Raw genomic sequence first — 24175 nt, forward strand, 5'->3', positions numbered from 1 at the left:
GCCTCCGTCTGGTGCTGCGACTCTATCTGTAGGGGTATTTGTCGGCAAGTCTCCGGCACCTCATGGCTGGTGGCTGTGCCGCAGACGTGACAATCGCGCCGCAGCGGCGGCCCGCGGCCGGATCGCTGCCGCCCGCCGCATGGCCGTGCCATACTGCCCACATGAACGACGCCCCGCCGCCGCCTCTGCCGGACCCGGCCGAACTCTCACATTGGCTGATCCGTGAGGGCCTTGCCGGTGCCACCGTGCCGGCGCTGCTTGGCGGGCTCGCCGCTCGCCTGACGGACCAGGGCATGCTGTTACTGCGGGTCAGCCTCGGCTCACCGACCCTGCATCCCATCTGGCGTGGCCATCTCAATGTCTGGCGCCGCGCCACCGGTCTGGCGCCGCAGGACGCCTTTTCCCATGTAGGAGCGGCAGACACCGCGGATTCGGGTCAGGCCGGCAATCCCTTCGTCTGGATGCTCATGAATGACAAGCGCCATTTGCGCCTCGACCCGATCAAAGATGACCACCCCTTCGATATCGTGCGGCGCCTGGGCCACGAGGAAGGGGCGACCGACTATGCCGCCTGGTCAGTACCGCTTGGCAATCAGGGCGGCCGCAGCGTGTGGGAAAGCTGGCGCAGCGGCCAGGCCGGCGCCATGAGCATCTCCTTCGCTACCGACCGGCCCGGCGGCTTTCGCGATGCGGAGATCGGTCTGCTGGACTCATTGCTGCCGACCCTGGCGCTGGGTGTGCGGGCGGCGGTCGCCAGCACGGTCGCGACCAGCGCGCTTGAAACCTATCTCGGGCCGGACGCGGCGCAGCGCGTGCTCAGCGGCGAAATCATCCGTGGCACCACCGACACCATCGATGCCGCCATCTGTTATGCCGATCTCAGTGGATTTACCGCGGTGTCCGACACCCTGTCGGCGGAAGATCTGGTCACAACCATCAACGCCTATATGGATTGCATGGCGCTGCCCTTTACATCGCGCGGCGGCGAAGTGCTGAAGTTTACAGGCGACGGTATGCTGGCCAGCTTTCAACTGGCCGACCGCGATCATGCCGATGTCTGCCGCACGGCGCTGGATGCGGTGGAGGACGCGCAGGATCGTGTGCTGGCCCTCAATGCCAAACGCATGGAGCGTGGTCAGGACATCATGGGACTGGACATGGCCTTGCACCTGGGCGAGGTGCGCTATGGCAATGTGGGTGCGGCCGACCGTCTGGACTTCACAGTCATCGGCCCGACGGTCAATGAAGCCTCCCGTATTGAGGCGCTGAGCGGTACGCTCGATTACCCCGTCCTCATCAGCGAGACCTTTGCCCGCGCGGCGCTCCATTGCGGCGCCCGCCTGTCGGAAATCGGCCGGGTGCGCCTGCGCGGTGTGCGCACACCGCGTCTGCTGTTCACGCTGAAGCGCTACCGCGACACCGCCTGAGCAGCCAGCGCCACGGCCGCGAAGCGTCCGGCCGCGGCGATGCCCTCCTCATCCATCACATGGCCAAGGGTGGCGATCCGCCGCGCCGTGACCGGCACATCCAGCGCCGTCAGCGCCGCCTCCGTCTCCGCCAGTCGCGACACGGCCACAGCACGATCCAGGTCGCCGTGCAGCGCCAGCACCGGCGGTCGCGTCGCCACATCCTGCGCAATCCGTGTGTCATCCAGAAGCTTGCCGGAAAAGGACACCAGCGCCGCCGGCGTCACGCTCCGGCGCAGGCCGAACTCCAGCGTCAGAATCGCTCCCTGACTGAAGCCCATCACCACCAGCCGGTGGCCAGACAGGCCGAGCGCCTTGAGCCAGCCGTCGGCCCGCTGGTTCAATAGCGCCAGGGTCGTCGCCACCGCCGCCGGTCGCTCGTCCGCCGCCCGCCGGCCGACCGGCCACCACTGCCGGCCGATAGGCCATGTGGGGCACGGGTCGAAGCCGTTGACGGCGATAAACCTGGCCTCGGGAAGATGCCGCGCCAGGGCCGGCGCGTGGCTCGCCATCTCCGCTGCTGTATGGCCATAGCCGTGCAGCAACAGCACCAGTGCGGCCGGCGCGCCGCCGCCTGCCGGGCCGAAACAGATGTCATCGGGCTCCGCAATCATGCGTCGGAGAGGGCGAATGCGTGACGCAGGAACCGGCGCGCCTGGTCCAGACCCGCCCCGTCAATACCATGGCCGAGACCGGGCCGCCGGACCGCCTGCACCGCCACCCCCACGTCCTTGAGGGAGCGTTCGGCCAGGTCCAGAGCGGCCACCGGAATCACCTCGTCCGCCGCCCCATGGATCAGCAGCATCGGCGGCCGGGTGCGGATTTCGGCGGCCAGACGGCCGGGCGCCGGGAGCAGGCCGGAGAAGCCCACAACACCGGCCAGTAGTGACGGCCGGCGCACGGCCACATGCATGGCCAGCATGGCACCCTGGCTGAAGCCAACCAGGGCCAGGGCCGACGGCAATAGCCCGAAACGCGCCAGCACCCGGTCCAGCCAGCGATCGATCACCGGCGCTACGCCATCGGTCCCGCGATCGAATTCCGCCGGCGTTCGTTCGGCCAGACCAAACCACTGGCGGCCGAAGCCGGCCGCTTCACAGGGCTCCGGCCCGTGCGGCGAAAGAAATGCCGTGCCCGGCAGGGCATCGGTCAATTCATCCGCAAGGGCAATCAGATCTTCGCCATCGGCGCCATAGCCGTGCAGCAGAACCACGACGCGGCTGACCGCGCCCTGCGGCAGGCGCTCAGGCCCATCCAGTCGTATGGATGACGTGCTCATGATCTCTCCCACTGTCCCTTGCCATAGGTATGCCACATGAGGCGGGCGGCGGCGCTGCGCCACGGTCGCCAGCGCTCGCCCAGATGGCGGGTCGCCGCCGCGTCCGGCCGGCTGGACAGCCCCAGCACCCGGGCGACCCCATCCTGCACCGCCAGATCGTCGGCCGGCCAGATGTCGGGGCGGCCGAGCGCAAACAGCAGATAGACTTCTGCACTCCAGCGGCCAATCCCTTTGAGCGCCATGAGCCTGGCCTGGGCGTCTCCATCGCTCATGCGCGCAAGGCCTTGCAGGTTGAGGCGGCCGTCGGCGATCTCCGTGGCCAGTCCCAGCACATAGTCAGCCTTCTGCCGACTGAGCCCGATGGCGCGCAGCCTGTCCTCACCCAGGTCAAGGACGGCGCCGGGCGTCAGTGGCCGCGCCGCCCGCAGCAAGCGGGCCCGCAGCGCCGTTGCGGAGGCCAGCGACACCTGCTGGCCGAGGATGATCGACACCAGCGCCGGAAAACCAGTGCCGCGCCAGCGCAGGGGCGGCGGACCAAGCGCCTGTAGGGCAACCCTCAACGGGCGATCATCCGCCGCCAGTGCGGCCAGCGCCCGGGCCAGAATTGCCCGGCTGCGGATGGCCGTGCCGGGGGTCAGATCAGGACATGGCGTGGCGCCGGCTGCGGTCGTCTCGGCCTTGCTGTGCATCTCTGGCATACTACCCCACCGATGCCCGTCACGCCCGTCATCACCCGCTTCGCCCCCAGCCCCACCGGCGCGCTGCATCTGGGTCATGCCTATGCCGCCCTGGTGGCCTGGCGCGCCGCGCGACAGGCGGGTGGTCGTTTTCTGGTGCGCCTGGAAGATATTGACGGACCTCGCATGCGGCCGGCCTATGTGCAGGCCATTCTCGACGACCTCACATGGCTCGGCCTGCCATGGGATGGGGAGGTTCTGCGCCAGTCGACACGCATGGCGGCATACAAGGCGGCGCTCGATCGGCTCGCCGGTATGGATCTGCTCTATCCCTGTTTCTGCACCCGCGCGGAAATCCGGGCGGAGATCGACCGCGCCGGCAGCGCGCCCCATCCGGCCGCTGGCCGCGAAGGAAGCGCCGGAGACGGCTCTGGCGATGGTATGACACCGCCCTATCCCGGCACATGCCGCGCCCTTGCCGCCAGCGAGCGGGCAGCCCGCCTGGCCGCCGGCGAACCCCACGCTCTGCGCCTTCCTATGGACCAGGCCCTGGCAAAAGCCGGGCCGCATCTGGTCTGGCACGATCGCCGCCGGGGCGAGCAAGTGGCCGACCCCGCCCCCTTCGGCGATATCGTCCTGGCGCGCAAGGACATCCCCGCCAGCTACCATCTGGCGGTAACGGTGGATGACGCGGCGCAGGGGATCACCTTGGTGACGCGCGGCGAGGACCTGTTCGCCGCCAGCCACATCCACCGTCTGCTGCAGGCGCTGCTCGGCCTGCCGGTACCTGACTATCTGCACCATCCGCTGGTGGTGGACGGCCGCGGCAAGCGGCTGGCCAAGCGCGACGACGCCCGCTCGCTCGCTGCCCTGCGAGCCCGGAACATGACGGCGCAGCACATCAAGACCCTGCTGGAGGATGGGGAAGCCCGCTGTGCCGCCGGCCTGGCGACGGCTATACAGGGGCCATGAGCGGCTTTCTCACTATCGCGCTCGTGGTGGCGATGGCGGCCACGGTGGCGTCACTGCTGTTTGGCGTTTTCACCATGACGCGGCGCGGCGGTCTCTCCGCGCGGCACGGCAATCGGGCCATGCAGTTTCGTGTGGGCTTTCAGCTCGCCGCCATCATCCTTCTGGGGCTGCTGTTTCTGCTGGGTCGTTAGGAGCGCTGATGGTCAGACTGGATCGTATCTATACCCGCGGCGGCGACGGTGGCGAGACCGGCCTGGTGGACGGCAGCCGGGTCGCCAAGGATGATCTGCGCCTCATCGCCATGGGCGCCGTGGACGAGCTGAATGCGGCCATCGGTGTAGCTCGCTGCCAGATGACAGCCGCCGGCGCCGATGACGACCATATGCTTGGCCGTATCCAGAACGATCTGTTCGATCTGGGCGCCGATCTGGCGACACCGCAGAGCGGGCGCAGGAACGAAGGGGCCCTGCGCGTCACACCGGATCAGGTGACCCGGCTGGAGCGGGAAATCGACGCCATGACCGAATCCCTGAAGCCGCTCACCAGCTTCATCCTGCCCGGCGGCGCACCGGCCGCGGCGGCGCTGCACATGGCCCGCACCATAACCCGGCGGGCAGAGCAGACGGTTGTGACGCTCGCCCGCCGCGACACCGTCAATAGCGCAGCCCGCCACTACCTCAACCGGCTGTCGGACCATCTGTTCGTTCTGGCCCGTGTCCTGAACGATCACGGTGCGGCTGACGTGCTGTGGCAGCCCGGCGCCACCCGCGATACCAACGGCTGACCAGGCGATCCCGGTGAAGATCCTGGTCGCCGTCAAGCACGCGGTGGAGTATCGCCACACCTTGCGCATCAGCGTCACCGGCGGCGGTGGCGAGCAGGCCCATCTGGAACGCGCCATCAATCCCTATGACGAGGTGGCGCTGGAAATGGCGCTGCAACTGCGCGAACGCGGCCGCGCCGGCTCCGTCACCACCCTCACCATCGGCCAGCCGGATGCGCTCGACACCTGTTATACGGCGCTGGCCATGGGGGCGGATCGCGCCATTCATGTGCCGGGCCCGGCGGAACTGTCGCCACTGGCCGTCGCCCGCCTGCTGCGCCAGGCGGCACAACAGGAAACCCCCGACCTGATACTGACCGGCCGTCAGTCCGCCACCGGCGACCACGGGCAGACCGGCGCCATGCTGGCTGCCCTGCTCGACTGGCCCCAGGCGACGGCGGCCACCTCCATCCTCGTCCGGCCCGACCGTCTGCGCGTCACCCGCCGCATAGAACACGGCACCGAACTGCTGGAGCTGGTGCCGCCAGCGGTCATCACCTGCGACGTGCTGATGGCGACGCCGCGTTATGTGACGGCGCCGCACTACAACAAGGCGCGGCAGATGCCGGTCGAGACCCTTGACCTGGATGTGGACGCGGCTGCGCTGGCTGCCGGCGTTGTGCCGGAGGACGCATTCGCGCCACCAGGCCGGCCGCCGGCGCGGACCACCCGCGATCCCGCCGAGCTGGTGCGCTGGCTGCGCGACTCCACAACCGTGCTGGATTGAGGCCGTGACCGTTCTGGTTCTCGCCGAGCACGACGATGGCGTCATCAGCCGGCCCAGCCGCTCGACGATCACTGCCGCCCGGGCCATCGCCGACGCCGCAGCGACGACGGTGACTGTTCTGGTCCCGGGGTTTCGCGCCGGCGATGCGGTGGCCATGGCGCGCCGTCTGACCGGCGTTGACCGGGTGAACCGCTTTGGCGATGACGGCGCCGCCAACGGCAGCGACAGCGGGACAACCGGCGGAACGGCCGGCGGAACGGGTGACTCCTGGCGGCTGGCCGGCCCGCTGGCGGCCTTGCTGGCACGCGAGAGTTCTCGCTACAGCCATGTGCTGGCGCCGGCCACCAGCCTTGGTCAGGATGTTCTGCCGCGCCTTGCCGGCCTGCTCGAGCGCCCCATGGTCAGCGACATTGTTCAGGTGCGCGGCGCTCACCGCTTCGTCCGGCCGGAGCGGTCCGGCCAGATGCTGGTGCCGTGCCGCACGGCAGCCGTGCCGGTCATTGCCACCGTGCGGTCAATCGCCTTCGATCCGACGGCCGAACTGCCGGCATCATCAGCCAGCGCACCGGTGGAAGCCATTCAACCGCCGCCGCCTGATCACCGCGCCCGTCTCATCTCCCGCGCCCGCCCGGCCGCGGCCAGGAGCGATCTGACCCAGGCCCGCGCCATTGTCGCCGGTGGGCGCGGCTTCCGCTCGGCCGATGACTGGGCCCTGCTGCAGGGTCTGGCCGAAGCTCTGGGCGCCGAGGTCGGCGCCAGCCGCACCGCCATAGACGGCGGTCTGGCGCCATTGTCGGCGCTGGTCGGACAAAGCGGCGCCAGGGTCGCACCGGAGCTGTATGTGGCCGTCGCCATCTCCGGCGCGGTGCATCATGTGGACGGCATGAAGGGCAGCAAAGTGGTGGTCGCCATCAATCGCGATCCCATGGCGCCCATCCTGCGCCAGGCCGACTTCGCCCTGCTCGGCGATTATCAGGACCTCCTGCCGCGGCTGGTGGCGGCCCTGCAATCCGACTAGCCTGCACAGGGTGAACCGGCAGGAGGGTTGCATGGCGGATACGGCACAAGTCATCGGGCAGGTCGGGGTCATCGGCGCCGGCGAGATGGGCCATGGCATCGCCCATGTCTGCGCGCTGGGCGGCCACCCGGTGCTCATCACCGACAGCAGCCGGGAGGTTCTGGCCCGGGCCAGTGATCGCATCCGGCATAATCTGGACCGTCAGGTGGCGGCCGGACGCATTGACGCCGCCGCCCGCGACGCGGCGCTGCGTCGCGTCACCACTGTCCCGACTCTAAAGGGCCTGGCCGACTGCGACCTGGTTATCGAGGCGGTGATCGAGGACGAGGCGGTCAAGCGCCAAGTCTATAAGGAACTGTGCGCCCATCTGAAGCCGGACGGACTGCTGGCCACCAACACCTCGTCCATCTCCATCACCCGGCTGGGCGCGGCCACCGACCGGCCGGGCCAGTTCATGGGCGTGCATTTCATGAAGCCGGCGCCGGTCATGCAACTGGTGGAGCTGATTCGTGGCATCGCCACCACCGACGATACCTTCGACCGTGTCGCCCGACTGATCCGCGACCTGGGCAAGACAGCAGCGGTGTCGGAGGATTTTCCCGCCTTCATCGTCAACCGCATCCTGCTGCCCATGCTCAACGAGGCGATCTACGCCCTCTATGAGGGCGTAGGCAGCGTCGAAGCCATAGACACCGCCATGAAGCTGGGCGCCAACCACCCCATGGGGCCGCTGGAGCTGGCCGACTTCATCGGGCTGGATACCTGCCTCGCCGTCATGCAGGTGCTGTATGAGGGCCTGGCCGACACCAAGTACCGGCCGTGCCCGCTGTTGGTGAAGTATGTGGACGCCGGCTGGCTCGGCAAGAAAACCGGCCGCGGCTTCTATGACTATACCGGCGACACCCCGGTGCCGACACGGTAGGGGCAACCGAAACCTGCATGCCGTTTTCCGCTGAAGACCGGCAGCGCATCCTGGCCGTCCCGCTGTGCGGGCCCAGGACGGCGGACTATCTCGAACAGATCGGCTATGCCCGGTTCGCCGACCTGGCCAGCGCCGACGCGCGTGACCTGCGTCTCAGGATCAATGCATGGCTGGGCCGGCCCCACATCAACGCCATGGGTGTCCGTGCGTTCGACAATCTGATTGAGGCCGCCAGGCGGACTTCTTCCCGCTAGGGACTACCCCTTGGCCGCGTACCAGCGCAGCAGCCTGAGGGCGTCGGCCGAATCCCACTCCGCCGGGCCGATCAGGCGGCCGGCCTCGCGACCGTCGCGGTCGATCACCACGGTGGTCGGCATATTCCATACGCCAAACGCCGAATAGACCCCGGAGTCCGGGTCCATATAGATCGGCAGGTTGGCGATGGCGCGCTCGTCATAGAATGGCCGGATAACCTCCAGCCCCCGGGCGTCAATAGACAGGGCCAGCACGGTGATGTCCTCCTCCGCCACCGCTGCCGCCAGCCGGTCGAGCGACGGCATCTCACGGCGGCACGGCCCGCACCACGTGGCCCAGAAGTTGAGCAGCACCACCTGGCCCTTGAAATCCGCCAGCCTGACCGCATTGCCCGCGCCGTCGAGAAAGGCGATATCAGGCGCCGGGCGGACGGAATCCGCCGGCTCGAACGTGCTAACATGGCCGGCAATGGGTGGTTGACCGCCGGTGCCGGGCGCGGCGGGCCACAGGGCCCAGACGACAATACCGGCGGCGGCCACCACGGCCGCACCAAGAGCAACAAACCGTAATCGTTTCCCGGGCATCAGCAGGACCTTCCGATCATGGCAGCAGCGTCAAAGACTACCGCCTCCAAAGGGAGAGGAAAGCGCACCGCCCGGTCAAGCAAAACAGGCACACATCTGCGTGGTCGTTTCGCCACCGCTCCGTCGGCTGACCTGGAAGCGATCAACGCCTCCATCGCCTTTGACCGGCGGCTGTGGGCACAGGACATTGCCGGCAGCCGGGCCCACTGCCGCATGTTGATGGATCGCGGCATTGTCACCGCCCGTGACGGTAAGGCCATCCTCAAGGGCCTGGATGGGGTGGCCGCGGACATCGAGGCCGGTCGCTTTGTCTTTGATCCGGCGTTGGAAGACATTCACATGAATATCGAGGCGCGCCTGGCCGACCGCATCGGCGAGGCGGCCGGACGGCTGCACACGGCGCGCTCGCGCAACGACCAGGTGGCGACCGACTTTCGCCTGTGGGTGCGCGACGCGCTGGATGGCTTCGATGCCCGTCTGCAGGCGCTGCAGTCGGACCTGCTGGATCAGGCCGCCGCCCACGCCGCCACGGTGATGCCGGGATTCACCCATCTGCAATCGGCCCAGCCGGTCACCTTCGGTCACCACCTGCTGGCCTATGTGGAGATGTTCGGCCGTGATCGCGGCCGCTTCGCCGATGCTCGCGCGCGCCTCAACGAGTCGCCGCTGGGGGCGGCGGCCCTGGCCGGCACCGCCTTTCCCATTGATCGGCGACAGACGGCGAAGGCGCTGGGTTTTGACCGGCCCATGGTCAATTCCATGGATGCGGTATCAGACCGCGACTTTGCGCTGGAGTTCCTTGCCGCCGGTGCCATCGTGGCGGTGCACCTGTCGCGGCTGGCGGAAGAAATCGTCCTGTGGATGAGCGAGGGTTTCCGTTTTGTCCGCCTGTCCGACGCCTGGACCACCGGCTCCTCCATCATGCCGCAGAAGCGCAATCCCGACGCGGCCGAGCTGGTGCGCGGCAAGACCGGGCGCGTCGTCGGCGCGCTGCTCAGCCTGCTGACCACGGTCAAGGGCCTGCCGCTGACCTATTCCAAGGATCTGCAGGAAGACAAGGAGCCGGTGTTCGACGCCGCCGACACCCTGGCCCTGTCGCTTGCCGCCATGGCCGGCATGGTGCGTGACATGCAGGTTGATTCTGCCGCCATGGCCGCCGCCGCCGGCAAGGGCCACGCCACGGCGACCGATCTGGCTGACTGGCTGGTGCGCGAAGCGGGTCTGCCCTTCCGCCGGGCGCATCAGGTGGTGGGCCGGCTGGTGCGCATGGCCGACGACGCCGGCGGCACGCTCTCTGACCTGTCGCTGGACGCCATGCGGAAGGTCGAGCCGGCGATTACCGCTGACGTGCGGAACGTGCTGACGGTGGAACGGTCACTGGCCAGCCGCCGCAGCTTTGGCGGCGCCGCGCCAGCCGAGGTTCGCCGTCAGGTGCAGGCCGCCCGAAAGAGGTATCTGTAATGACCATCCGCCCGACCCTGCCGGCCCCCGCTGTGGCCGCCGCCGCGCCCGCACACCTGCCGCGCCGTGCGCTGCTGCTGGGCGGAATCGGTCTGCTGCTGGTTGCCTGCGGCAAAAAAGATGCGCCGCGCGCGCCCAAGGACCTGCAACAGTCAGGCCAGCGACCGGGCCGGGCCCCGGCTGCCGGCGTGCCTGCGGGCGCGGCGGCCATGTCGCACGATGGCTGACGGCACCGCCCACCCGCCGGTGCCGGGCTTTAGCCGCCGCGATGGCCGGCTGCTGGCCGAGAAAGTCCCGCTGGCGACAATCGCCGAGGCGGTAGGAACGCCCTTCTATTGTTACTCCAGCGCGGTCCTGGAAGACCGTTACAACCGTTTTGCCCGGGCCTTTGCGCCGCTCGGCGGCCGCATCTGCTACGCCCTCAAGGCCAACAGCAATCAGGCGGTGATCGCCACTTTCGCCCGCCTCGGCGCCGGTGCCGACATCGTGTCCGGCGGTGAGTTGCAGCGCGCCCTGGCCGCCGGCATACCAGCCGAACGCATAGTCTTTGCCGGGGTTGGCAAGACGCGCGACGAAATGGCTCTGGCACTGCGCGGCGGCATTCACCAGTTCAACCTGGAATCGGAGCCGGAGCTGCGGGCCCTGGCCGGCGTGGCGCAGGAACTGGGGGTCACCGCGCCGGTTGTGGTGCGGATCAACCCCGATGTGGCGAGCGGCACCCACCACAAGATCGCGACCGGCCATGGCGACACCAAGTTCGGGATTCCCTGGAACCGTCTGGCGGCGCTGGCCACAGAGATTGCCGTCACGCCGGGCCTCTCGTTCATGGGGATTGCCGTCCATATCGGCTCGCAGATTCAGGATCTCGCTCCTTTCGCCAGCGCCTATTCCCGCCTGGCAGAGCTGGTGGCCAGCCTGCGCGCGGCTGGCCATACGGTCACCCGGCTCGACCTCGGCGGCGGTTTTCCGGCCTCTTATGATCCGCCGGCCGAGGGCCTCTCCGCCAGCGGCAGGCAAGGCGCGGACGATCTGCCGACGCCTGAGGCCATCGCCGGCGTGGCGCGCGATCATCTGGCCGATCTGGGCTGCGAGATCACCATCGAACCGGGCCGCGCCCTGGTGGCCGAAGCCGGTTGCCTGGTCACCCGCGTCCTCTACGTCAAGGAGACCGAAAGCAAGCGTTTCGCCATTGTGGACGGGGCCATGAACGACCTGATCCGGCCGACTCTCTATGGCGCACGCCACCCCATTCTGGTGGATGCGTCGGCCGGTGCGCCGGACGACACCGCGTCAATCGTCTGTGACGTGGTCGGCCCGGTGTGCGAGACCGGCGACTATCTTGCCGAGGACATTTCCCTGCCGCCGCACCGGGCGGGCGACCTGCTGGCGGTCATGAGCGCCGGCGCCTATGGCGCGGTGATGGCCTCCACCTACAACAGCCGGCCGCTGGTCCCGGAAGTCATGGTCCATGGCCAGGCGTTTGCCGTGGTCCGGCCGCGCGGCCGCATCGCCGATCTCATCGCCGCTGAGTCGCTGCCGCCGTGGCTGGACCCGGGCAGCGCCGGGCCATGACACGCCACCGTCACCCGGCAGAGCCCGGCCGTCCCTCGCTCAGGCGCCATCCGGCCGATGCGGCGGTGGTGGCGGACCGTCTGCTGGTGCGTATCGCCTGGGCGCGGCGGCGCGCCTGGTTAGCCTTGTTGTGGGAACAGGTCTGGCGCGCGGCGGTCGGCCCGCTGACGGCCAGCGGCCTGTTTCTGGCGCTTGCTTTGTCCGGCGTGTTGCCGCGCCTGCCATTGGCGCTGCATGGCATCGCCCTGCTGCTTATGGCCGGTATCTTTGTGGTCACCGTCTATGGCGGTACACGCGCTTTCCGCTGGCCGACGCGCGATACCGCCGAACGGCGGGTGGAGAAGACAAGCGGCTACGCTCACCGGCCGCTTGCCACACTCACCGACCAGCCGGCCCTGCTGCCCGGCAATCCCCATGAGCAGACCGCCCTTTGGCGGGCGCATGTGCGTCGCGCCGTCGCCCACCTCGGCCGCGTCCGCGCCGGGCTGCCCCACCCGCGCCTGGCCGGTCGCGATCCGCTGGCCCTGCGCGGTCTGGTTCTGCTGGGGCTTGCGGCGGCGGTTGTTGCCGTCGGCCCGGCCGCACCGGAGCGTCTGGCTGAGGCGCTGCGACCGGTGCGCGCCGAAAGCGGTGCTATTCTGGCACTCGATCTGTGGATTACACCGCCGGACTACACGGCGACGGCGCCTCTCTTCCTTGATCCGGCCGGCGGCCATGTCACGGCGCCGGCCGGCAGTCGGCTGGCCGGCCGCGTCAGCGGCCCCGCCTCGCCGCCGGTCATGACCTTCGATGGCCAGCGCCTCGCTCTCGCCGACTCAGCCGCCAGCGGCTATATGGTGGACGCCCCGCTGAATGGCGACGGATCGCTCAGCCTGACCGTGCCCGGCCGCGACGCCATCGTCTGGCCCATTGCCCTCACCCCCGACACGCCACCCACCGTGGCCCTCACCGCACCGCCGGAAGAAACCCGGCGCGGCGCGCTGCGTCTCGACTATGCCGCAAGCGACGACTACGGCCTGACCAGCCTGTCCGCAACTGTCGGTCGGCCCGACACCCTGCGTCCGGCGACGGAGCGGCTTCACCCGCCGCTGCTGATTGATCTGCCGATTCCCGTGCTGGCCCGCTCGCCGGACGGCGACCGTCTGCACGGCGCCGGCACACTGTTCCGCGACCTGGCGGAGCACCCCTGGGCCGGACTGGCGGTTCGACTGTCTCTAAGCGCAACGGACCTGGCCGGCCAGGCTGGCCACAGCCCGGCGGTGGACCTGGTCCTGCCCGAACGCGCCTTCAGCCACCCGGTGGCCATAGCGCTGGTGGCGGAACGTCGTCGCCTGCTGCTGGACGACACTGCCGTGCAGACAGTGCTTCAAGCTCTTGCCCGCATCGGCGCCGATCCCGCCGGCTATGCCTTCGACCACTCGATATTTCTCGGTCTGCGGGTGGCCATTCTGCGCCTGGCCGGCGAGGTTCCCGACAAAGCGGATGATGTCGCCGCCATGCTGTGGAGCATGGCTTTGGCCCTGGACGGCGGTGAGCTGGCAGCGGCGGAACAGGCCCTGCGCGCCCTGCAGGAAGAGCTCATGCGGGCGCTGGCCGACAATGCGCCGCCTGAAGAGATTGCCCGCCTGACCGAAGAGCTGCGCCAGGCTCTTGACCGCTTTCTCGCCGCTCAGGCCGCGGACCTGCAGCGCCGTCAGGAAGAAGGCCAGAGCGGCCCGCCGCCGGAAGCTCTGGCCAACGCTCTGGACAGCGAAGACCTGGGCGCCCTGCTGGACCGCATCCGTGATCTGGCGGCGGCCGGTGCCCGCGAGGAAGCAGAAGAGCTGCTGGCGGAACTGCAAAACCTGCTGGAGAATCTTGAAACTGTTCTGGAAGCCGGTGAAGAAGGGCCGGGCGATCCCGGCGCCAACGCCCTGACCAACATGCTGCGGGAGCTGCAAGGCCTGCTGGCCGAGCAGGAGGACATACAGGAAAGCACCTTCAGCCAGATTCGCCGGCGCGCGGCACAGCTCGATCCCGACTCCGATGCCCGCCAGGGCATTCCGGAGGAAGGTGCACGTCTGGAGCTACAACGCACACCACGCAATCAGCGCGGCAGCCTGCTGGGCGATCCCTTTGACCTGACGCCAGCCAACAATCCCGATGTCATTGACCCTGGCGAGGCCAGCGCCCTGCGCGCCGCGCAGGAAGACCTCCGTCGCCGCCTGGGCCAGGCCATGTCCCGCTTTGCCGATGGCGGCATGACCATTCCCAATGAACTGCGCCAGGCCGAACAGGCCATGGGCCGGGCCAGCGACGCCTTATCGCGCAGTCAGGGTCAGGCCGCGTTGCAGCCACAAAGCGACGCCATTCAGCAACTGCAGGAAGGCGCCCGCGATGTGTTGAGCCGCATGGCCAACCAGGCGGGAGAAGCGGCGGATTCTGAGGTCCAGAGCTCACAGGCCGATGGCCGCCTGGGCCGCGACCCGCTGGGTCGCGACGGGCTTGGCGTCGGCGCCGTACGCACCGGTACCGTCGGTTCCCTGGATGATGCCGCGCTGAAACGCGCCCGCGAAATCCTGGATGAGTTGCGCCGCCGCGCTGCAGAACGCAGCCGCCCGACGCCCGAGCGCGACTATCTGGAGCGCTTGCTGCGCCGCTTCTAGACGGACTGTGCAACCTTGCGCTGGCTATGCCCTGGCCAGGCAGGCCGCCGGTCAGGCGGCGAGCGCATCCTGCGTCGCATCGAGAATCTGCCGCAGGCTGAACGGCTTGGCGATGACCGAGTGAATCAGCGCATCCAGGTTGTGGGCGCGCTGACGTTCGGGAGCATAACCGGTCATCAGGATAATCCTGAGGTCGGGCCGCGTCGCGCTCAGCTTGAGGGCCAGGGCGATGCCGTCCATGCCGGGCATGACGATGTCGGTGATGAGCAGATCAAAATCACCATCGCTTTCGCCCAGCCGCGCCAGCGCCGCCAGCCCATCGTCCACCGCCTCCACCTCATGGCCGTCACTGGCCAGGGCGCGGCGAACAAACTCGCGCACCGGCAGCTCGTCCTCGGCAATCAGAATGCGCGCCATGTGTCCGCCTCAGCCCTGATCCGTCGCCCTGCTCCGGCCGCGCCTTACGACGGCGTCAGGACGAAAATGATCGCAAGGTCACGCGCTTCGTCCGAGGGCGCCGGAGTCCGCGTCTCAAACGTCACGGTCTCGCCCGGGAGCAGACGTCCGGTCTCGGGCCGGAACGTCCAGGCCCGAACCTCCGCGCCGCCCGGCCCCCGCAACGAGCCACGGAGCCACGGCACGTCGACCACATTATCGCTGACATTGGCGATCAGGCCGGTAATGACCAACTCTTCGCCGTCCGTCGCCTCCGTCGCCCCTGTCCGCGTCGCCGTGACGTCGCGTAGTTCAAGCCCGGCCCCCACCACCGGCGCGGCGACCCCTGCCGCGCCATAGAGGCTGGCGGCGGCAGGCCAGGTGGCGATCACCCAGGTTCGGCCGAACCATGCGCCACCGACCAGCGACAGCACCACCAGCGCCAGAGCCAGCCAGCCGAAGGCCAATCCACGCGAGCGGCGGCGCGGCAAAGCCGGCAGATTAACCCGCCGCTGCGCTGTCGCCGCCAGGTCAACATCGAGCGGCCCGTCGGCCATGTCATCGTCGTCAAAGTCGGCGTCGTCGATATCTGAATCATCGCCGGCCTGGCCCGGTGATACGGGATCGTCCGCCGCCGCCCCTGCGGTGGCTCCCGGCGCATCCTCCCGACCTTCACGCAGCATAGCCGGGGCCGCCGGCCGCTTGGCCGCCGCGGTCGGCTTGTCCGGTGTGGCCTGCCATTCATGGGCACAGCGGGCACAGCGCACACGCCGGCCGGTCGGTCCCAATTGCAGGGGATCAACGATAAACCGAGCCGAACAACTGGGGCACTCTAGAATCATGCGGTCCGCCGTCCTGACACGGTCTGGCACTTATAAAAGGCACCCGGCGTCGCGGCAAGAAGCGGCCGGATCGGCCACCCCTTCCACTTCCCGCCCCATTCGCACACTACTGGCACTGTATCCACGCCCCTACGCCGGGAGCGACGGCCCGCCGCTGGACGCGCCGTTTGGCCCTGTGCCATGGTCGGCGCCCGGACCGGAAGGCCTGGTGGATGGGCCGCCAAAGCCTGCGCGGGCCGACCTGGCCGGCCCTTGCACGACTGAAGATACTCCATGATGGATGGTGACTGCACGGGTGCTGATCTGTGATCCGGTTCGAAAATGTCGGTATGCGCTATGGCATAGGGCCGGAAGTGCTGCGGGATATCAGCTTCTTTCTCGACCAGGGGTCGTTCCATTTCCTCACCGGCCAGTCCGGCGCCGGCAAATCCACCTTGCTCAGTCTGATCTATCTGGCGCGGCGGCCGACCCGCGGCTCGGTTGAAATATTCGGCCGCGACATGGGTAGCGCGCCGCGCGATACCTGGCCGGCCATCCGTCAGCGAATCGGCGTCGTCTACCAGGACTTCCGGCTGATTTCCCACCTCACGGCTTTCGACAATGTGGCCCTGCCGCTGCGTCTGGCCGGGGCTGGCGAGGACCGCATCCGTCGCCACGTGACGGAGTTGCTGGAATGGGTAGGCCTGGAAAACCAGATCGATGCCCTGCCGGCAACCCTGTCCGGCGGTGAGCAGCAGCGCGTCGCCATTGCCCGCGCCGTCATCAATCGCCCTGACCTGCTGGTGGCCGACGAGCCCACCGGCAATGTGGACGATCAGATTGCACTGCGCCTGCTCTATCTGTTCGAGGAAATGAACAAGCTTGGCACCACTATTCTTATAGCCACCCACAATCCCATGTTGCTGCGGCGCTTTCCCCACCCCCGGCTGGCATTGCGCCAGGGCGAACTGACCCTCGCCCAGGCGCCGTCAGATGCCGCGGCGGATGGCGCGGTCGCGCCGGCCAACCCGGAGCCGGGCTGACCCGTGGCCTGGCCGCGCGCGGACATACCCTTCGATCGTGATGACAGCGGTCGCTTTCTGCCGTGGCTGGTCGCCCTGATGGTCTTCCTTGCGGCGCTGGCCCTGGCGGTCAGCCTGACCGTATCGGTGGTCGCCAGCCAGTGGCGCGCCGGCGCCGCCGGCACCCTCACCATACAGGTGCCGGCCGAACCGACGGCGAACGCCGGCGACAGCGACAGTGGCGCGTCAGGCGGGTCGGCCGCTGCGCTGGCCGAGGCCGTCCTGCGCACCCTGCGCCAGACACCGGGCATCGCCAGCGCCCGCAACTTCACTCCGGCGGAAGTCAGCGCCCTGCTGACTCCCTGGCTCGGCCAGGGCGCGGACCTGACCCTACTGCCGGTACCGCTGCTGTTTGATGCGCGCACCACACCCGGCGCCAGGGTTGACCTGGAGGCGCTGCGGGCCTCCCTGTCCACCATAGCGCCGGGCGTCAGCGTGGACGATCACGGCCGCTGGCTGGCGGACCTGCTGCGCTTTGCCCGCACTATTCAGATATCGGCCCTGGCCGTGGTCGCCGCCGTGGCGGCGGCGGCGGTGCTGGCGGTCAGTTTCGCTGTACGAGCCGGGCTTGCCGTGCACCGTCCTGTGATTGCCCTACTCCATCACATGGGTGCCACAGATACTTATGTTGTCCGCCAGTTTGCTCTGCATGCCCTGAAACTCGGCCTCAAAGGGGCGGCGCTGGGCGGTGCGCTCAGCGTCGTGACCCTGATGGCGGTAGCAGTGGCGGCCGGTATGGCCGACCGTGATCTGCCCGCATCCCTCTTCGGGTTCGGCCATGTGCTGGCTTTGCTGACGGTGCCCATGGTTGCCGTGGTCATCGCCGTGGTCACCGCCCGCACCACCGTTCAGCGCGCCCTGCGGCGCCTGCCCTGAGGCCGGCCGGATGGCGCTGAACCCCCTGAAGCGGCGCGCGCGCCTGCGCCGTTTTAGTCGCCGTCGCCGGGCGCGCCATGCCCGACGGTTGGCTCTGGCTGCCCTCGCGGCGGCCCTGGTCTGGCTTGCCGGGTTCTTCTGGTTCGCCCAGTCCCTGCCCACGGCCGATGCCGACAGCGACATTCATACACAAGCCATCGTGGTGCTGACCGGCGGCGGCGGTCGCCTGGAAGCCGGGCTCGACCTCCTGGCGGCCGGCGCGGCCGAGCGGTTGTTTGTATCCGGCGTCTATCGCGGCGTTGACGTGGTCGAGCTACTGCAAAGCCAGCGTCACAGTCCGGAGCAGGTCGCCTGCTGCATCACCCTTGGCTATACCGCGACCGACACGCGCGGCAATGCTGTGGAAACCGCACGCTGGATCGCGGCGCAGGACCTGAACAGCCTGCGCCTGGTCACCGCGCACTATCACATGCGCCGCAGTCTGTTGGAGTTCCGTCGCGCCCTCGGCGACGTGACCGTCATCGCCAATCCCATTGTGCCACCGGAAATGTCCGGTCGGCCGTGGTGGCGGACCTGGCGCGCCACGCGACTGCTGGCGATCGAATACAGCAAGTTTCTGATTGCCAGCGCGACCGCGATCCTGCGCGATCTGCTGCCCGCATCCTCGCCCTAGCCACCCTGTCATGCTCTGGCTGCGTTCGGTCCTGTTCAACACCCTCTTCTATGGCACCACGGCGGTGTTCGCCCTGATCTGTGCGCCGTTGCTGGCGGCGCCCCGCGATAGCGTACTGTGGCTGGCGCGCGCCTGGGCCTGGCTGGAGTTGTGGCTGCTGCGGTGTACGGCCGGGCTCGACACACGGTTTGAGGGTACGCCGCCGCAGGGGCCGGCTATTCTGGCGGTCAAGCACCAGTCCGCGTGGGAAACCATTCTTATGGGTCTTCTGGCGCGGGACTTCGCGGTGGTGGTGAAACGGGAACTGCTGTGGATTCCCCTCTATGGCTGGTTCCTGGCGCGGACCGGGGCCATTCCCGTGGATCGCGGCGCGGGGGCCTCGGCGCTACGGGATCTGCTGCGCCGGGGGCGGGCGGCTAGCCGGCAAAATCGTGTGATTGTCATTTTCCCCGAAGGCACCCGCACCACACCGGGCGACACGCGGCCCTATCATCCGGGTATCGCCGCGCTCTACGCCGCCCTTGACCTGCCGGTCATACCGGTGGCGCTGAACAGCGGGTGGTTCTGGCCGCGACGCAGCTTCCTGCGGCGGCCGGGCCGTATCACGATCCGCTACCTGCCGGCGATTCCCCCGGGCCTTACCCGCCGTGACTTTCAGCACCGTCTGGCCAGCGAACTGGAAGCCGGTGTCGCCGCCCTGGCGCCGGTCCATGCGCCGCATGGCTCCGCGCCCGGGAAAGCCTATACTTGACGCTTTCCGCATCCGCCGCCTCCGCAGGAGAACGTCTGTGACGGCCCCACTCTCTGTGCAGACCAGCGACAATACTCTCGCCCGGCACATCTGGGATCTGAAATACCGCCTGCGCAACAGCGATGGTCAACCGCTGGACGCCACACCAGGTGACACTTGGAAACGGGTGGCCCGCGCCGCCGCCACGGTCGAAACCGACCAGACTCTGTGGGCAGAGCGCTTTCACGCCATCATGGCCGACGGGCGTTTCCTGCCGGCCGGACGCATCCTGGCCGGGGCCGGCAGCGGCCGTGACGTAACCCTGTTCAACTGTTTTGTCATGGGCCGCATTCCCGATGACATGGCCGGTATCTTCGACCATCTGAAGGAAGCCGCGCTCACCATGCAGCAGGGCGGCGGCATCGGCTATGACTTCTCAACTCTGCGGCCACGCGGCGCGGTCGTTGCCGGTATCGGCGCCGATGCCTCGGGGCCGCTGTCCTTTATGGACGTCTGGGACGCCATGTGCCGCACCATCATGAGTGCTGGCCGCCGGCGCGGTGCCATGATGGCCACCCTCAGCGCCGACCACCCGGACATCGAGGCATTTATCCAGGCCAAGCGTGAAGCGGGCCGCCTGCGCATGTTCAACCTGTCGGTTCTGGCGGGCGATGATTTTCTCGATGCGGTAAGAGCTGATCGCGCCTGGCCCCTGCGGTTCGGCGGTCGCACCTGGCGAACGGTGCGCGCCCGCGCCCTGTGGGACAGCATCATGCAGGCGACCTACGACTATGCCGAGCCGGGCGTGATCTTCATCGACCGGGTCAACCACCTGAACCGACTGGGCTATTGCGAGTCCATCCGCGCCACCAATCCCTGTGGCGAGCAGCCTCTGCCGCCCTACGGCGCGTGCCTGCTGGGGTCAATCAATCTGGCGCAACTGGTCGACGCCCCCTTCACGCCACGGGCGCGGCTGGATCATGAGCGCCTGGCCGACGCCGTCACCACCGCCGTGCGGCTGCTGGACGACATCATTGATGTGTCGCGCTTTCCCCTGCCGGCGCAGGCGGCGGAAGCCCACGCCAAGCGGCGCATGGGGCTCGGCGTCACCGGCCTCGCCAGCGCGCTCGTACTATGCGGCCAGGCCTATGACAGCGAAGCGGGACGCGCTCTGGCCGACGACTGGCTCGCACAGTTGAGCCGCGCCGCCTATCTCGCCTCCGCCGATCTGGCGGCGGAGAAGGGATCTTTTCCCCTGTTCGACCGCGATGCCCATCTGGCCCGGCTGGAAGAGCAGGGGGTGGCATCGGATGTGCGCGAAGCGGTGGCGGCGAAGGGGTTGCGTAACGGTCTGCTCACCTCCATCGCGCCGACCGGAACCATCTCGCTTCTGGCCGGCAATGTGTCGTCGGGCATCGAGCCGGTCTTCAGCCGCAGCTACCGCCGCCGCATACTGGAAAGCCCCGGCCAGGCGCGCGAGACCGTGGTGGAGGACTTTGCCTGGCGTCTGTGGCGCCAGACCCGCACGGCCGCTCAGCCCGCCGACCCGCCTGGCCTGGTCACCGCAGAAGATATTGCCCCGGCCGATCATGTGCGTATGCAGGCGGTTGCCCAGCGCCACATTGACAGCTCCATCTCCAAGACCATTAACGTGCCGCGCACCATGTCCTTCGCGGCGTTCAAGGATGTCTACCTGCTGGCCCACGAACTGGGATGCAAAGGGTGCACCACCTATCGCCCGAACGACATTACCGGTGCAGTCCTGACAGCCAGTCCGGTGGACCAGGACGACGCTGACGACCCCCATGCCGTGCCGCCGCCTGGTACGCCGCCGCCCATACCGCCGGTAGCGACGGCGGTCTGTCCCCGTTGCGGCGAGGCCGCGATTCAGCATTTGGAAAGCTGCGCGGTGTGCGCCCAATGCGGGTTCTCCGCCTGTGCCTGACGACTCTTCAGGCCGGCGGCCGGCCATGCGCCGAACCCTTGTCACCACCGGGGTCATCGTCCTGCTGGCAGCCACGGGCTGGACCGCCGGCTGGTTCGTTCTGGCCGGTCAGGCCCGCACAGCGTTGAACGACTGGGCCGCTCTCCGCCAGTCCAGCGGCCATGACGCGGCCTGGAGCAGCCTGACCCTTAGCGGTTTTCCCTTCACCCTTATGGCCAGGGCCGAGTCCGTACGCCTGTCGCTGGATACGCCGGCCGGCCGCGTCGCCGGGGTCTTCCCCACCCTGCAAGCGCGCGTCGCCGTGCCGCGCCTGGACCGGGTGACGCTGACCTTGCCGGCCGAGCAGCAGGTCAGCCTGTTGGGGCCGGTTGGCCAGGCGAGCCATGGCACCGCGCGCCTCCGGGACGGGCAGATCGTGCTTACCGGTCTTGGCGCCGGCGGTGGCAGAGCAACCCGCGCCATGCGCCTGACCACCGCTGATGGCACGCTGATGAGCGAGGAGCAGCGCGTCACCTGGACTGTGTTGGACCTCACCGTGGTGAGCCGGGAGGAAGCGCCGCCGCCGGCCGACGACCCGCACCGCGGTGAGACCGGCCGCCTCGCCCTGCATCTTGATGGCCTTGTGCTGCCGCCTGCCGCCGGCCCGTTGCACGACGCCGGGCTGACGCGCCTGGTCATGGAGGGCCGGCTGCTCGGCGCTCTGTCGTCAGGCCCGCCGCCGGCATCGCTCGCCCGCTGGAGTGAGGAAGGCGGCACTATAGAGATCGACACCCTGCAGCTTGTCTTTGGCGACTTCACGATGACAGCGGCCGGCAGTCTGGCGCTGGATGGCGCCATGCAGCCGGTAGGAGCGCTCTCCCTCAGTCTGATCAATCCCGACCGGTTGATTGATCTTCTGGTGCGTCTCTCTCTTATGAACCCGCGCGACGCCCAGACCGTCAAGCTGGCGCTTGCTTTCCTCACCCGGCCGGACGGTAATGGCCAGCGCCGTCTGGAAGCGCCACTTAGTCTGCAGGACGGCCGCGTCCGCCTGGGCCCCGTCAGTCTTCTGACTTTGCCGCGTCTGCGCTGGGTTCAGTCTCCGTCGGAATGAAGCGGCCAGCCTGGCCGGCGGCAATGACGCCGCGGCGCAATTCGCGGGCGCGGCTGAAGAAGGCATGGAGCATTTCGCCATCGCCATGGCGAATGGCGCGGCGCAAGGATACCAGCTCTTCACTGAAACGGCTGATCATCTCCAGCACCGCGTCGCTGTTCTTCAAGAACACATCGCGCCACATGATCGGATCGGAGGCGGCAATACGGGTGAAGTCGCGAAACCCGCCGGCGGAGAACTTGATCGCTTCCGAGCGCATGTGATCTTCCAGATCACTCGCCGCCGCCACCATGGAATAGGCGATCAGATGCGGCAGGTGCGAGGTCATGGCGAGAATGCGGTCGTGATAGGCCGCATCCATGGTCTCCACATTCATTCCTGCCGCGCGCCACAGGGCGGCCACCGACTCCACCGCCGCCGCCGGCACATCATCGCCCGGCGTCAGAATGCACCAGCGATCCTGGAACAGGGCGGCGAAACCGGATTCAGGCCCGGAGTTCTCCGTACCCGCCACCGGGTGACCCGGCACCAGAGCGACGCCCGCCGGCAACAGCGGCGCCACATCGGCGATAACCGAGGCCTTGGTCGAGCCCACGTCACTGACAATGGCGCCCGGCGCCAGGCCGCTGGCCATGGCCCCGGCCGCAGCGGCCATGGCCCCCGGCGGCACACACAACATAACCAGGTCGGCCCCGGCCACCGCCGCCGCGCTATCCTCATGCACACTGTCGGCCAGCTTCAATCGTTCCACCACCGCCCGCACATCAGCGCTGCCATCGGCCACCGCCACATGGCCGGCCAGTTGGCCGCGGCGGATGACACGGGCCAGCGACGAGCCGATCAGGCCGCAGCCGATGATCGCCACCCGTTGGAAAAGGCGGCTCATGACCGTTTCAGCGCGGCTCGGGAATTGGACCGGGTGAAGGTGGCCAGTGCATCCACCACTCTGTTCATCTCGTCCCGGGTGCCGAGCGTGATGCGCAGACAGTCGGCCAGGTCATAGACCGCCATAGGCCGGGCGATGATGCCAACTCCGGCCAGCGCCTCAGAAGCGCCTCTCGCGGCGCCGGCGTCGGCAAAGCGCACCAATTGGAAGTTGGCCACGCTGGATGGCGCGCCCAGGCCAAGGCCCGCCACCCGTTCGGCGAACCACGGCAACATGGCATCATTGTGATCGCGCGCTTGCTCAATAAACGTCGTGTCGGCCAGGGCCGCCACGCCGGCGACTTGTGCAGGGGCGGAGACGTTGAACGGATTACGCACCCGATGAAAGACGCGGCTCACCTCTTCGGGCGCATAGGCCCACCCGAGCCGCACCGCTCCCAGTCCGTAGATCTTGGAGAACGTGCGGGTCATGACCGTATTGTCGCCGGCCGCAACCAGACTGGCGCCATCGTCATAGTCGGCGCGACGAATGTATTCGGCATAGGCCGAATCGATGATCAGCAGAACATCATCGCGCAGGCCCCGCCGCAGTCGGCGTAGCTCGTCCGCCGGTATGTAGGTGCCCGTGGGATTGTTCGGGTTGGCCAGACAGACGATGCGTGTGCGTTCCGTCTGACCGGCGATAAGCGCATCCACGTCGGCCCGCAGGTCGCGCTCCTCCACCGTCACCGGCGTCGCGCCGGCGGCCAGTGTGGCGATGGGATACATGGCGAAGGCGTGGCGCGTGAACAGCACCTCGTCGCCGGCTCCGGCATAGGCCCGGACCAGCAGGCCGATCACCTCGTCCGAGCCGGTGCCGCACAGAACATGCTCAGCCGGTACACCGTGGCCGGCGGCAATCGCCGCGCGCAGATCCGTCGAATCGCCGTCGGGATAGCGGTGCAGCTCACCGGCCAGTTGACGCACCGCCTCGGCCGCCTTCGGGCTCGGACCAAAGGCGCTTTCATTGGCCGACAGCTTGGTCGGCCGGGCGAATCCCGGCAGCCGCGATGAACCGCCCACATAGGGTTCGATCGCCAGCAGGCCTGGACGCGGCTGCGGTCGTGCCGCAGAGGACGGAGGGGGCGGGCTGTCGGTTGATACGGGCGGCATGGGCCTATCCAGGAAACGATGTGGGCCGCGGGCGCAATCTGGCGCAATTGCCGGGGCCGGCTCTTGGGTGTAATGGTCCGCC

Annotated in this window: 25 protein-coding genes and 1 pseudogene; 18 read left to right on the forward strand and 8 right to left on the reverse strand. The window is 68.4% G+C overall.

Annotated features, from left to right (window positions below; all coding sequences use genetic code 11):
- The first annotated feature begins 161 nt into the window (after nt 1–161).
- The gene (locus RIE31_07330; GenBank protein ID MEQ8640399.1) at nt 162–1427 is read left to right on the forward strand and encodes an adenylate/guanylate cyclase domain-containing protein; all 1266 of its coding nucleotides are present in this window, start codon (nt 162–164) and stop codon (nt 1425–1427) included.
- Here RIE31_07330 and RIE31_07335 read toward each other — a convergent pair.
- The 3 genes from RIE31_07335 to RIE31_07345 are packed head-to-tail and all read right to left on the reverse strand — an operon-like array spanning nt 1409 to nt 3443.
- Nucleotides 1409–2080, reverse strand: a complete 672-nt coding sequence (locus RIE31_07335; protein MEQ8640400.1) for a dienelactone hydrolase family protein — start codon at nt 2078–2080, stop codon at nt 1409–1411. The genes RIE31_07330 and RIE31_07335 overlap by 19 nt on opposite strands.
- The gene (locus tag RIE31_07340; protein ID MEQ8640401.1) at nt 2077–2745 is read right to left on the reverse strand and encodes a dienelactone hydrolase family protein; all 669 of its coding nucleotides are present in this window, start codon (nt 2743–2745) and stop codon (nt 2077–2079) included. Before RIE31_07340 ends, RIE31_07335 begins: the two co-directional genes overlap by 4 nt.
- Nucleotides 2742–3443 carry a DNA-3-methyladenine glycosylase 2 family protein gene (locus tag RIE31_07345; GenBank protein MEQ8640402.1) on the reverse strand — a complete coding sequence of 234 codons (702 nt, stop codon included), beginning with the start codon at nt 3441–3443 and terminating at the stop codon, nt 2742–2744. Before RIE31_07345 ends, RIE31_07340 begins: the two co-directional genes overlap by 4 nt.
- A gap of 12 nt (nt 3444–3455) precedes the next feature.
- Between RIE31_07345 and gluQRS the strand changes: the two genes are divergently transcribed.
- Genes gluQRS through RIE31_07380 form a run of 7 tightly spaced genes read left to right on the forward strand, consistent with a single transcriptional unit; the run spans nt 3456 to nt 8138 of the window.
- Complete coding sequence (gluQRS, locus tag RIE31_07350) at nt 3456–4394, forward strand: tRNA glutamyl-Q(34) synthetase GluQRS (GenBank protein MEQ8640403.1); 939 nt, start codon at nt 3456–3458, stop codon at nt 4392–4394.
- The gene (locus tag RIE31_07355; protein MEQ8640404.1) at nt 4391–4585 is read left to right on the forward strand and encodes a twin transmembrane helix small protein; all 195 of its coding nucleotides are present in this window, start codon (nt 4391–4393) and stop codon (nt 4583–4585) included. The genes gluQRS and RIE31_07355 overlap by 4 nt, the downstream gene beginning before the upstream one ends.
- A gap of 8 nt (nt 4586–4593) precedes the next feature.
- Complete coding sequence (locus RIE31_07360) at nt 4594–5178, forward strand: cob(I)yrinic acid a,c-diamide adenosyltransferase (GenBank protein MEQ8640405.1); 585 nt, start codon at nt 4594–4596, stop codon at nt 5176–5178.
- Nucleotides 5179–5191: 13 nt separating this feature from the next.
- Nucleotides 5192–5944, forward strand: a complete 753-nt coding sequence (locus tag RIE31_07365; protein MEQ8640406.1) for an electron transfer flavoprotein subunit beta/FixA family protein — start codon at nt 5192–5194, stop codon at nt 5942–5944.
- 4 nt (nt 5945–5948) lie between these two features.
- Nucleotides 5949–6962 (forward strand): electron transfer flavoprotein subunit alpha/FixB family protein, encoded by a 1014-nt coding sequence (locus RIE31_07370; GenBank protein ID MEQ8640407.1) that lies wholly within the window; start codon nt 5949–5951, stop codon nt 6960–6962.
- Between the two features lie 31 nt (nt 6963–6993).
- On the forward strand, nt 6994–7884 hold the full coding sequence (locus tag RIE31_07375; GenBank protein MEQ8640408.1) for a 3-hydroxybutyryl-CoA dehydrogenase: 891 nt from the start codon (nt 6994–6996) through the stop codon (nt 7882–7884).
- Between the two features lie 17 nt (nt 7885–7901).
- Nucleotides 7902–8138, forward strand: a complete 237-nt coding sequence (locus RIE31_07380) for a hypothetical protein (protein ID MEQ8640409.1) — start codon at nt 7902–7904, stop codon at nt 8136–8138.
- 3 nt (nt 8139–8141) lie between these two features.
- On the opposite strand, the gene RIE31_07385 is transcribed toward RIE31_07380, so the two are convergent.
- A complete protein-coding gene (locus RIE31_07385; protein ID MEQ8640410.1) occupies nt 8142–8723 on the reverse strand; it encodes a TlpA disulfide reductase family protein in 582 nt (193 codons plus the stop codon).
- Nucleotides 8724–8741: 18 nt separating this feature from the next.
- Here RIE31_07385 and argH point away from each other — a divergent pair, with 18 nt between their 5' ends.
- Genes argH through RIE31_07405 form a run of 4 tightly spaced genes read left to right on the forward strand, consistent with a single transcriptional unit; the run spans nt 8742 to nt 14401 of the window.
- The gene (argH, locus tag RIE31_07390; GenBank protein ID MEQ8640411.1) at nt 8742–10184 is read left to right on the forward strand and encodes an argininosuccinate lyase; all 1443 of its coding nucleotides are present in this window, start codon (nt 8742–8744) and stop codon (nt 10182–10184) included.
- Nucleotides 10184–10411: a hypothetical protein gene (locus RIE31_07395; GenBank protein MEQ8640412.1), complete on the forward strand. Its 228-nt coding sequence runs from the start codon at nt 10184–10186 to the stop codon at nt 10409–10411. Before argH ends, RIE31_07395 begins: the two co-directional genes overlap by 1 nt.
- A complete protein-coding gene (gene lysA / locus RIE31_07400; protein ID MEQ8640413.1) occupies nt 10404–11756 on the forward strand; it encodes a diaminopimelate decarboxylase in 1353 nt (450 codons plus the stop codon). The genes RIE31_07395 and lysA overlap by 8 nt, the downstream gene beginning before the upstream one ends.
- Nucleotides 11753–14401 carry a TIGR02302 family protein gene (locus tag RIE31_07405; GenBank protein ID MEQ8640414.1) on the forward strand — a complete coding sequence of 883 codons (2649 nt, stop codon included), beginning with the start codon at nt 11753–11755 and terminating at the stop codon, nt 14399–14401. The genes lysA and RIE31_07405 overlap by 4 nt, the downstream gene beginning before the upstream one ends.
- A gap of 51 nt (nt 14402–14452) precedes the next feature.
- Here the strand turns inward: RIE31_07405 and RIE31_07410 are convergent, their stop codons facing one another.
- Nucleotides 14453–14818, reverse strand: coding sequence for a response regulator (locus tag RIE31_07410; GenBank protein MEQ8640415.1), 366 nt, complete (start codon nt 14816–14818; stop codon nt 14453–14455).
- A 44-nt stretch (nt 14819–14862) separates the two neighbouring features.
- Nucleotides 14863–15519: a DUF3426 domain-containing protein gene (locus tag RIE31_07415; protein ID MEQ8640416.1), complete on the reverse strand. Its 657-nt coding sequence runs from the start codon at nt 15517–15519 to the stop codon at nt 14863–14865.
- Between the two features lie 464 nt (nt 15520–15983).
- Between RIE31_07415 and ftsE the strand changes: the two genes are divergently transcribed.
- From ftsE to RIE31_07445, 6 genes and pseudogenes are all read left to right on the forward strand, one after another.
- Nucleotides 15984–16700, forward strand: coding sequence for a cell division ATP-binding protein FtsE (gene ftsE / locus RIE31_07420; protein MEQ8640417.1), 717 nt, complete (start codon nt 15984–15986; stop codon nt 16698–16700).
- Nucleotides 16701–16703: 3 nt separating this feature from the next.
- Entirely contained in the window at nt 16704–17615 is a 912-nt protein-coding gene (locus tag RIE31_07425; GenBank protein MEQ8640418.1) for a hypothetical protein, read from the forward strand.
- Between the two features lie 10 nt (nt 17616–17625).
- Nucleotides 17626–18288, forward strand: coding sequence for a YdcF family protein (locus RIE31_07430; GenBank protein MEQ8640419.1), 663 nt, complete (start codon nt 17626–17628; stop codon nt 18286–18288).
- Between the two features lie 10 nt (nt 18289–18298).
- Nucleotides 18299–19039 carry a lysophospholipid acyltransferase family protein gene (locus RIE31_07435; protein MEQ8640420.1) on the forward strand — a complete coding sequence of 247 codons (741 nt, stop codon included), beginning with the start codon at nt 18299–18301 and terminating at the stop codon, nt 19037–19039.
- Nucleotides 19008–20792, forward strand: a pseudogene (locus RIE31_07440) (adenosylcobalamin-dependent ribonucleoside-diphosphate reductase). Before RIE31_07435 ends, RIE31_07440 begins: the two are co-directional and overlap by 32 nt.
- Nucleotides 20793–20988: 196 nt before the next feature.
- Nucleotides 20989–22056, forward strand: a complete 1068-nt coding sequence (locus RIE31_07445) for a DUF2125 domain-containing protein (GenBank protein MEQ8640421.1) — start codon at nt 20989–20991, stop codon at nt 22054–22056.
- On the opposite strand, the gene RIE31_07450 is transcribed toward RIE31_07445, so the two are convergent.
- Together RIE31_07450 and RIE31_07455 are read right to left on the reverse strand one after the other, a co-directional pair.
- On the reverse strand, nt 22004–22942 hold the full coding sequence (locus RIE31_07450) for a prephenate/arogenate dehydrogenase family protein (protein MEQ8640422.1): 939 nt from the start codon (nt 22940–22942) through the stop codon (nt 22004–22006). The two genes, RIE31_07445 and RIE31_07450, sit on opposite strands and share 53 nt — an antisense overlap.
- Complete coding sequence (locus tag RIE31_07455; protein MEQ8640423.1) at nt 22939–24093, reverse strand: histidinol-phosphate transaminase; 1155 nt, start codon at nt 24091–24093, stop codon at nt 22939–22941. Before RIE31_07455 ends, RIE31_07450 begins: the two co-directional genes overlap by 4 nt.
- Between the last annotated feature and the right edge of the window lie 82 nt (nt 24094–24175).

The sequence above is a fragment of the Alphaproteobacteria bacterium genome (assembly GCA_040218575.1).
Classification (GTDB): domain Bacteria; phylum Pseudomonadota; class Alphaproteobacteria; order JAVJRE01; family JAVJRE01; genus JAVJRE01.

What these genes read in the sequence shown, in the direction of transcription:
- RIE31_07435 (MEQ8640420.1), top strand. Translation starts at nt 18,299, where the DNA reads ATGCTCTGGCTGCGTTCGGTCCTGTTCAACACCCTCTTCTATGGCACC.
- RIE31_07415 (MEQ8640416.1), bottom strand. Translation starts at nt 15,519, where the DNA reads ATGCTGCGTGAAGGTCGGGAGGATGCGCCGGGAGCCACCGCAGGGGCG.
- RIE31_07395 (MEQ8640412.1), top strand. Translation starts at nt 10,184, where the DNA reads ATGACCATCCGCCCGACCCTGCCGGCCCCCGCTGTGGCCGCCGCCGCG.
- RIE31_07430 (MEQ8640419.1), top strand. Translation starts at nt 17,626, where the DNA reads ATGGCGCTGAACCCCCTGAAGCGGCGCGCGCGCCTGCGCCGTTTTAGT.
- RIE31_07375 (MEQ8640408.1), top strand. Translation starts at nt 6,994, where the DNA reads ATGGCGGATACGGCACAAGTCATCGGGCAGGTCGGGGTCATCGGCGCC.
- gluQRS (MEQ8640403.1), top strand. Translation starts at nt 3,456, where the DNA reads ATGCCCGTCACGCCCGTCATCACCCGCTTCGCCCCCAGCCCCACCGGC.
- lysA (MEQ8640413.1), top strand. Translation starts at nt 10,404, where the DNA reads ATGGCTGACGGCACCGCCCACCCGCCGGTGCCGGGCTTTAGCCGCCGC.
- RIE31_07380 (MEQ8640409.1), top strand. Translation starts at nt 7,902, where the DNA reads ATGCCGTTTTCCGCTGAAGACCGGCAGCGCATCCTGGCCGTCCCGCTG.
- RIE31_07385 (MEQ8640410.1), bottom strand. Translation starts at nt 8,723, where the DNA reads ATGCCCGGGAAACGATTACGGTTTGTTGCTCTTGGTGCGGCCGTGGTG.
- RIE31_07330 (MEQ8640399.1), top strand. Translation starts at nt 162, where the DNA reads ATGAACGACGCCCCGCCGCCGCCTCTGCCGGACCCGGCCGAACTCTCA.
- RIE31_07450 (MEQ8640422.1), bottom strand. Translation starts at nt 22,942, where the DNA reads ATGAGCCGCCTTTTCCAACGGGTGGCGATCATCGGCTGCGGCCTGATC.
- RIE31_07335 (MEQ8640400.1), bottom strand. Translation starts at nt 2,080, where the DNA reads ATGATTGCGGAGCCCGATGACATCTGTTTCGGCCCGGCAGGCGGCGGC.
- argH (MEQ8640411.1), top strand. Translation starts at nt 8,742, where the DNA reads ATGGCAGCAGCGTCAAAGACTACCGCCTCCAAAGGGAGAGGAAAGCGC.
- RIE31_07345 (MEQ8640402.1), bottom strand. Translation starts at nt 3,443, where the DNA reads ATGCCAGAGATGCACAGCAAGGCCGAGACGACCGCAGCCGGCGCCACG.
- RIE31_07360 (MEQ8640405.1), top strand. Translation starts at nt 4,594, where the DNA reads ATGGTCAGACTGGATCGTATCTATACCCGCGGCGGCGACGGTGGCGAG.
- RIE31_07340 (MEQ8640401.1), bottom strand. Translation starts at nt 2,745, where the DNA reads ATGAGCACGTCATCCATACGACTGGATGGGCCTGAGCGCCTGCCGCAG.
- RIE31_07455 (MEQ8640423.1), bottom strand. Translation starts at nt 24,093, where the DNA reads ATGCCGCCCGTATCAACCGACAGCCCGCCCCCTCCGTCCTCTGCGGCA.
- RIE31_07405 (MEQ8640414.1), top strand. Translation starts at nt 11,753, where the DNA reads ATGACACGCCACCGTCACCCGGCAGAGCCCGGCCGTCCCTCGCTCAGG.
- RIE31_07355 (MEQ8640404.1), top strand. Translation starts at nt 4,391, where the DNA reads ATGAGCGGCTTTCTCACTATCGCGCTCGTGGTGGCGATGGCGGCCACG.
- RIE31_07410 (MEQ8640415.1), bottom strand. Translation starts at nt 14,818, where the DNA reads ATGGCGCGCATTCTGATTGCCGAGGACGAGCTGCCGGTGCGCGAGTTT.
- RIE31_07445 (MEQ8640421.1), top strand. Translation starts at nt 20,989, where the DNA reads ATGCGCCGAACCCTTGTCACCACCGGGGTCATCGTCCTGCTGGCAGCC.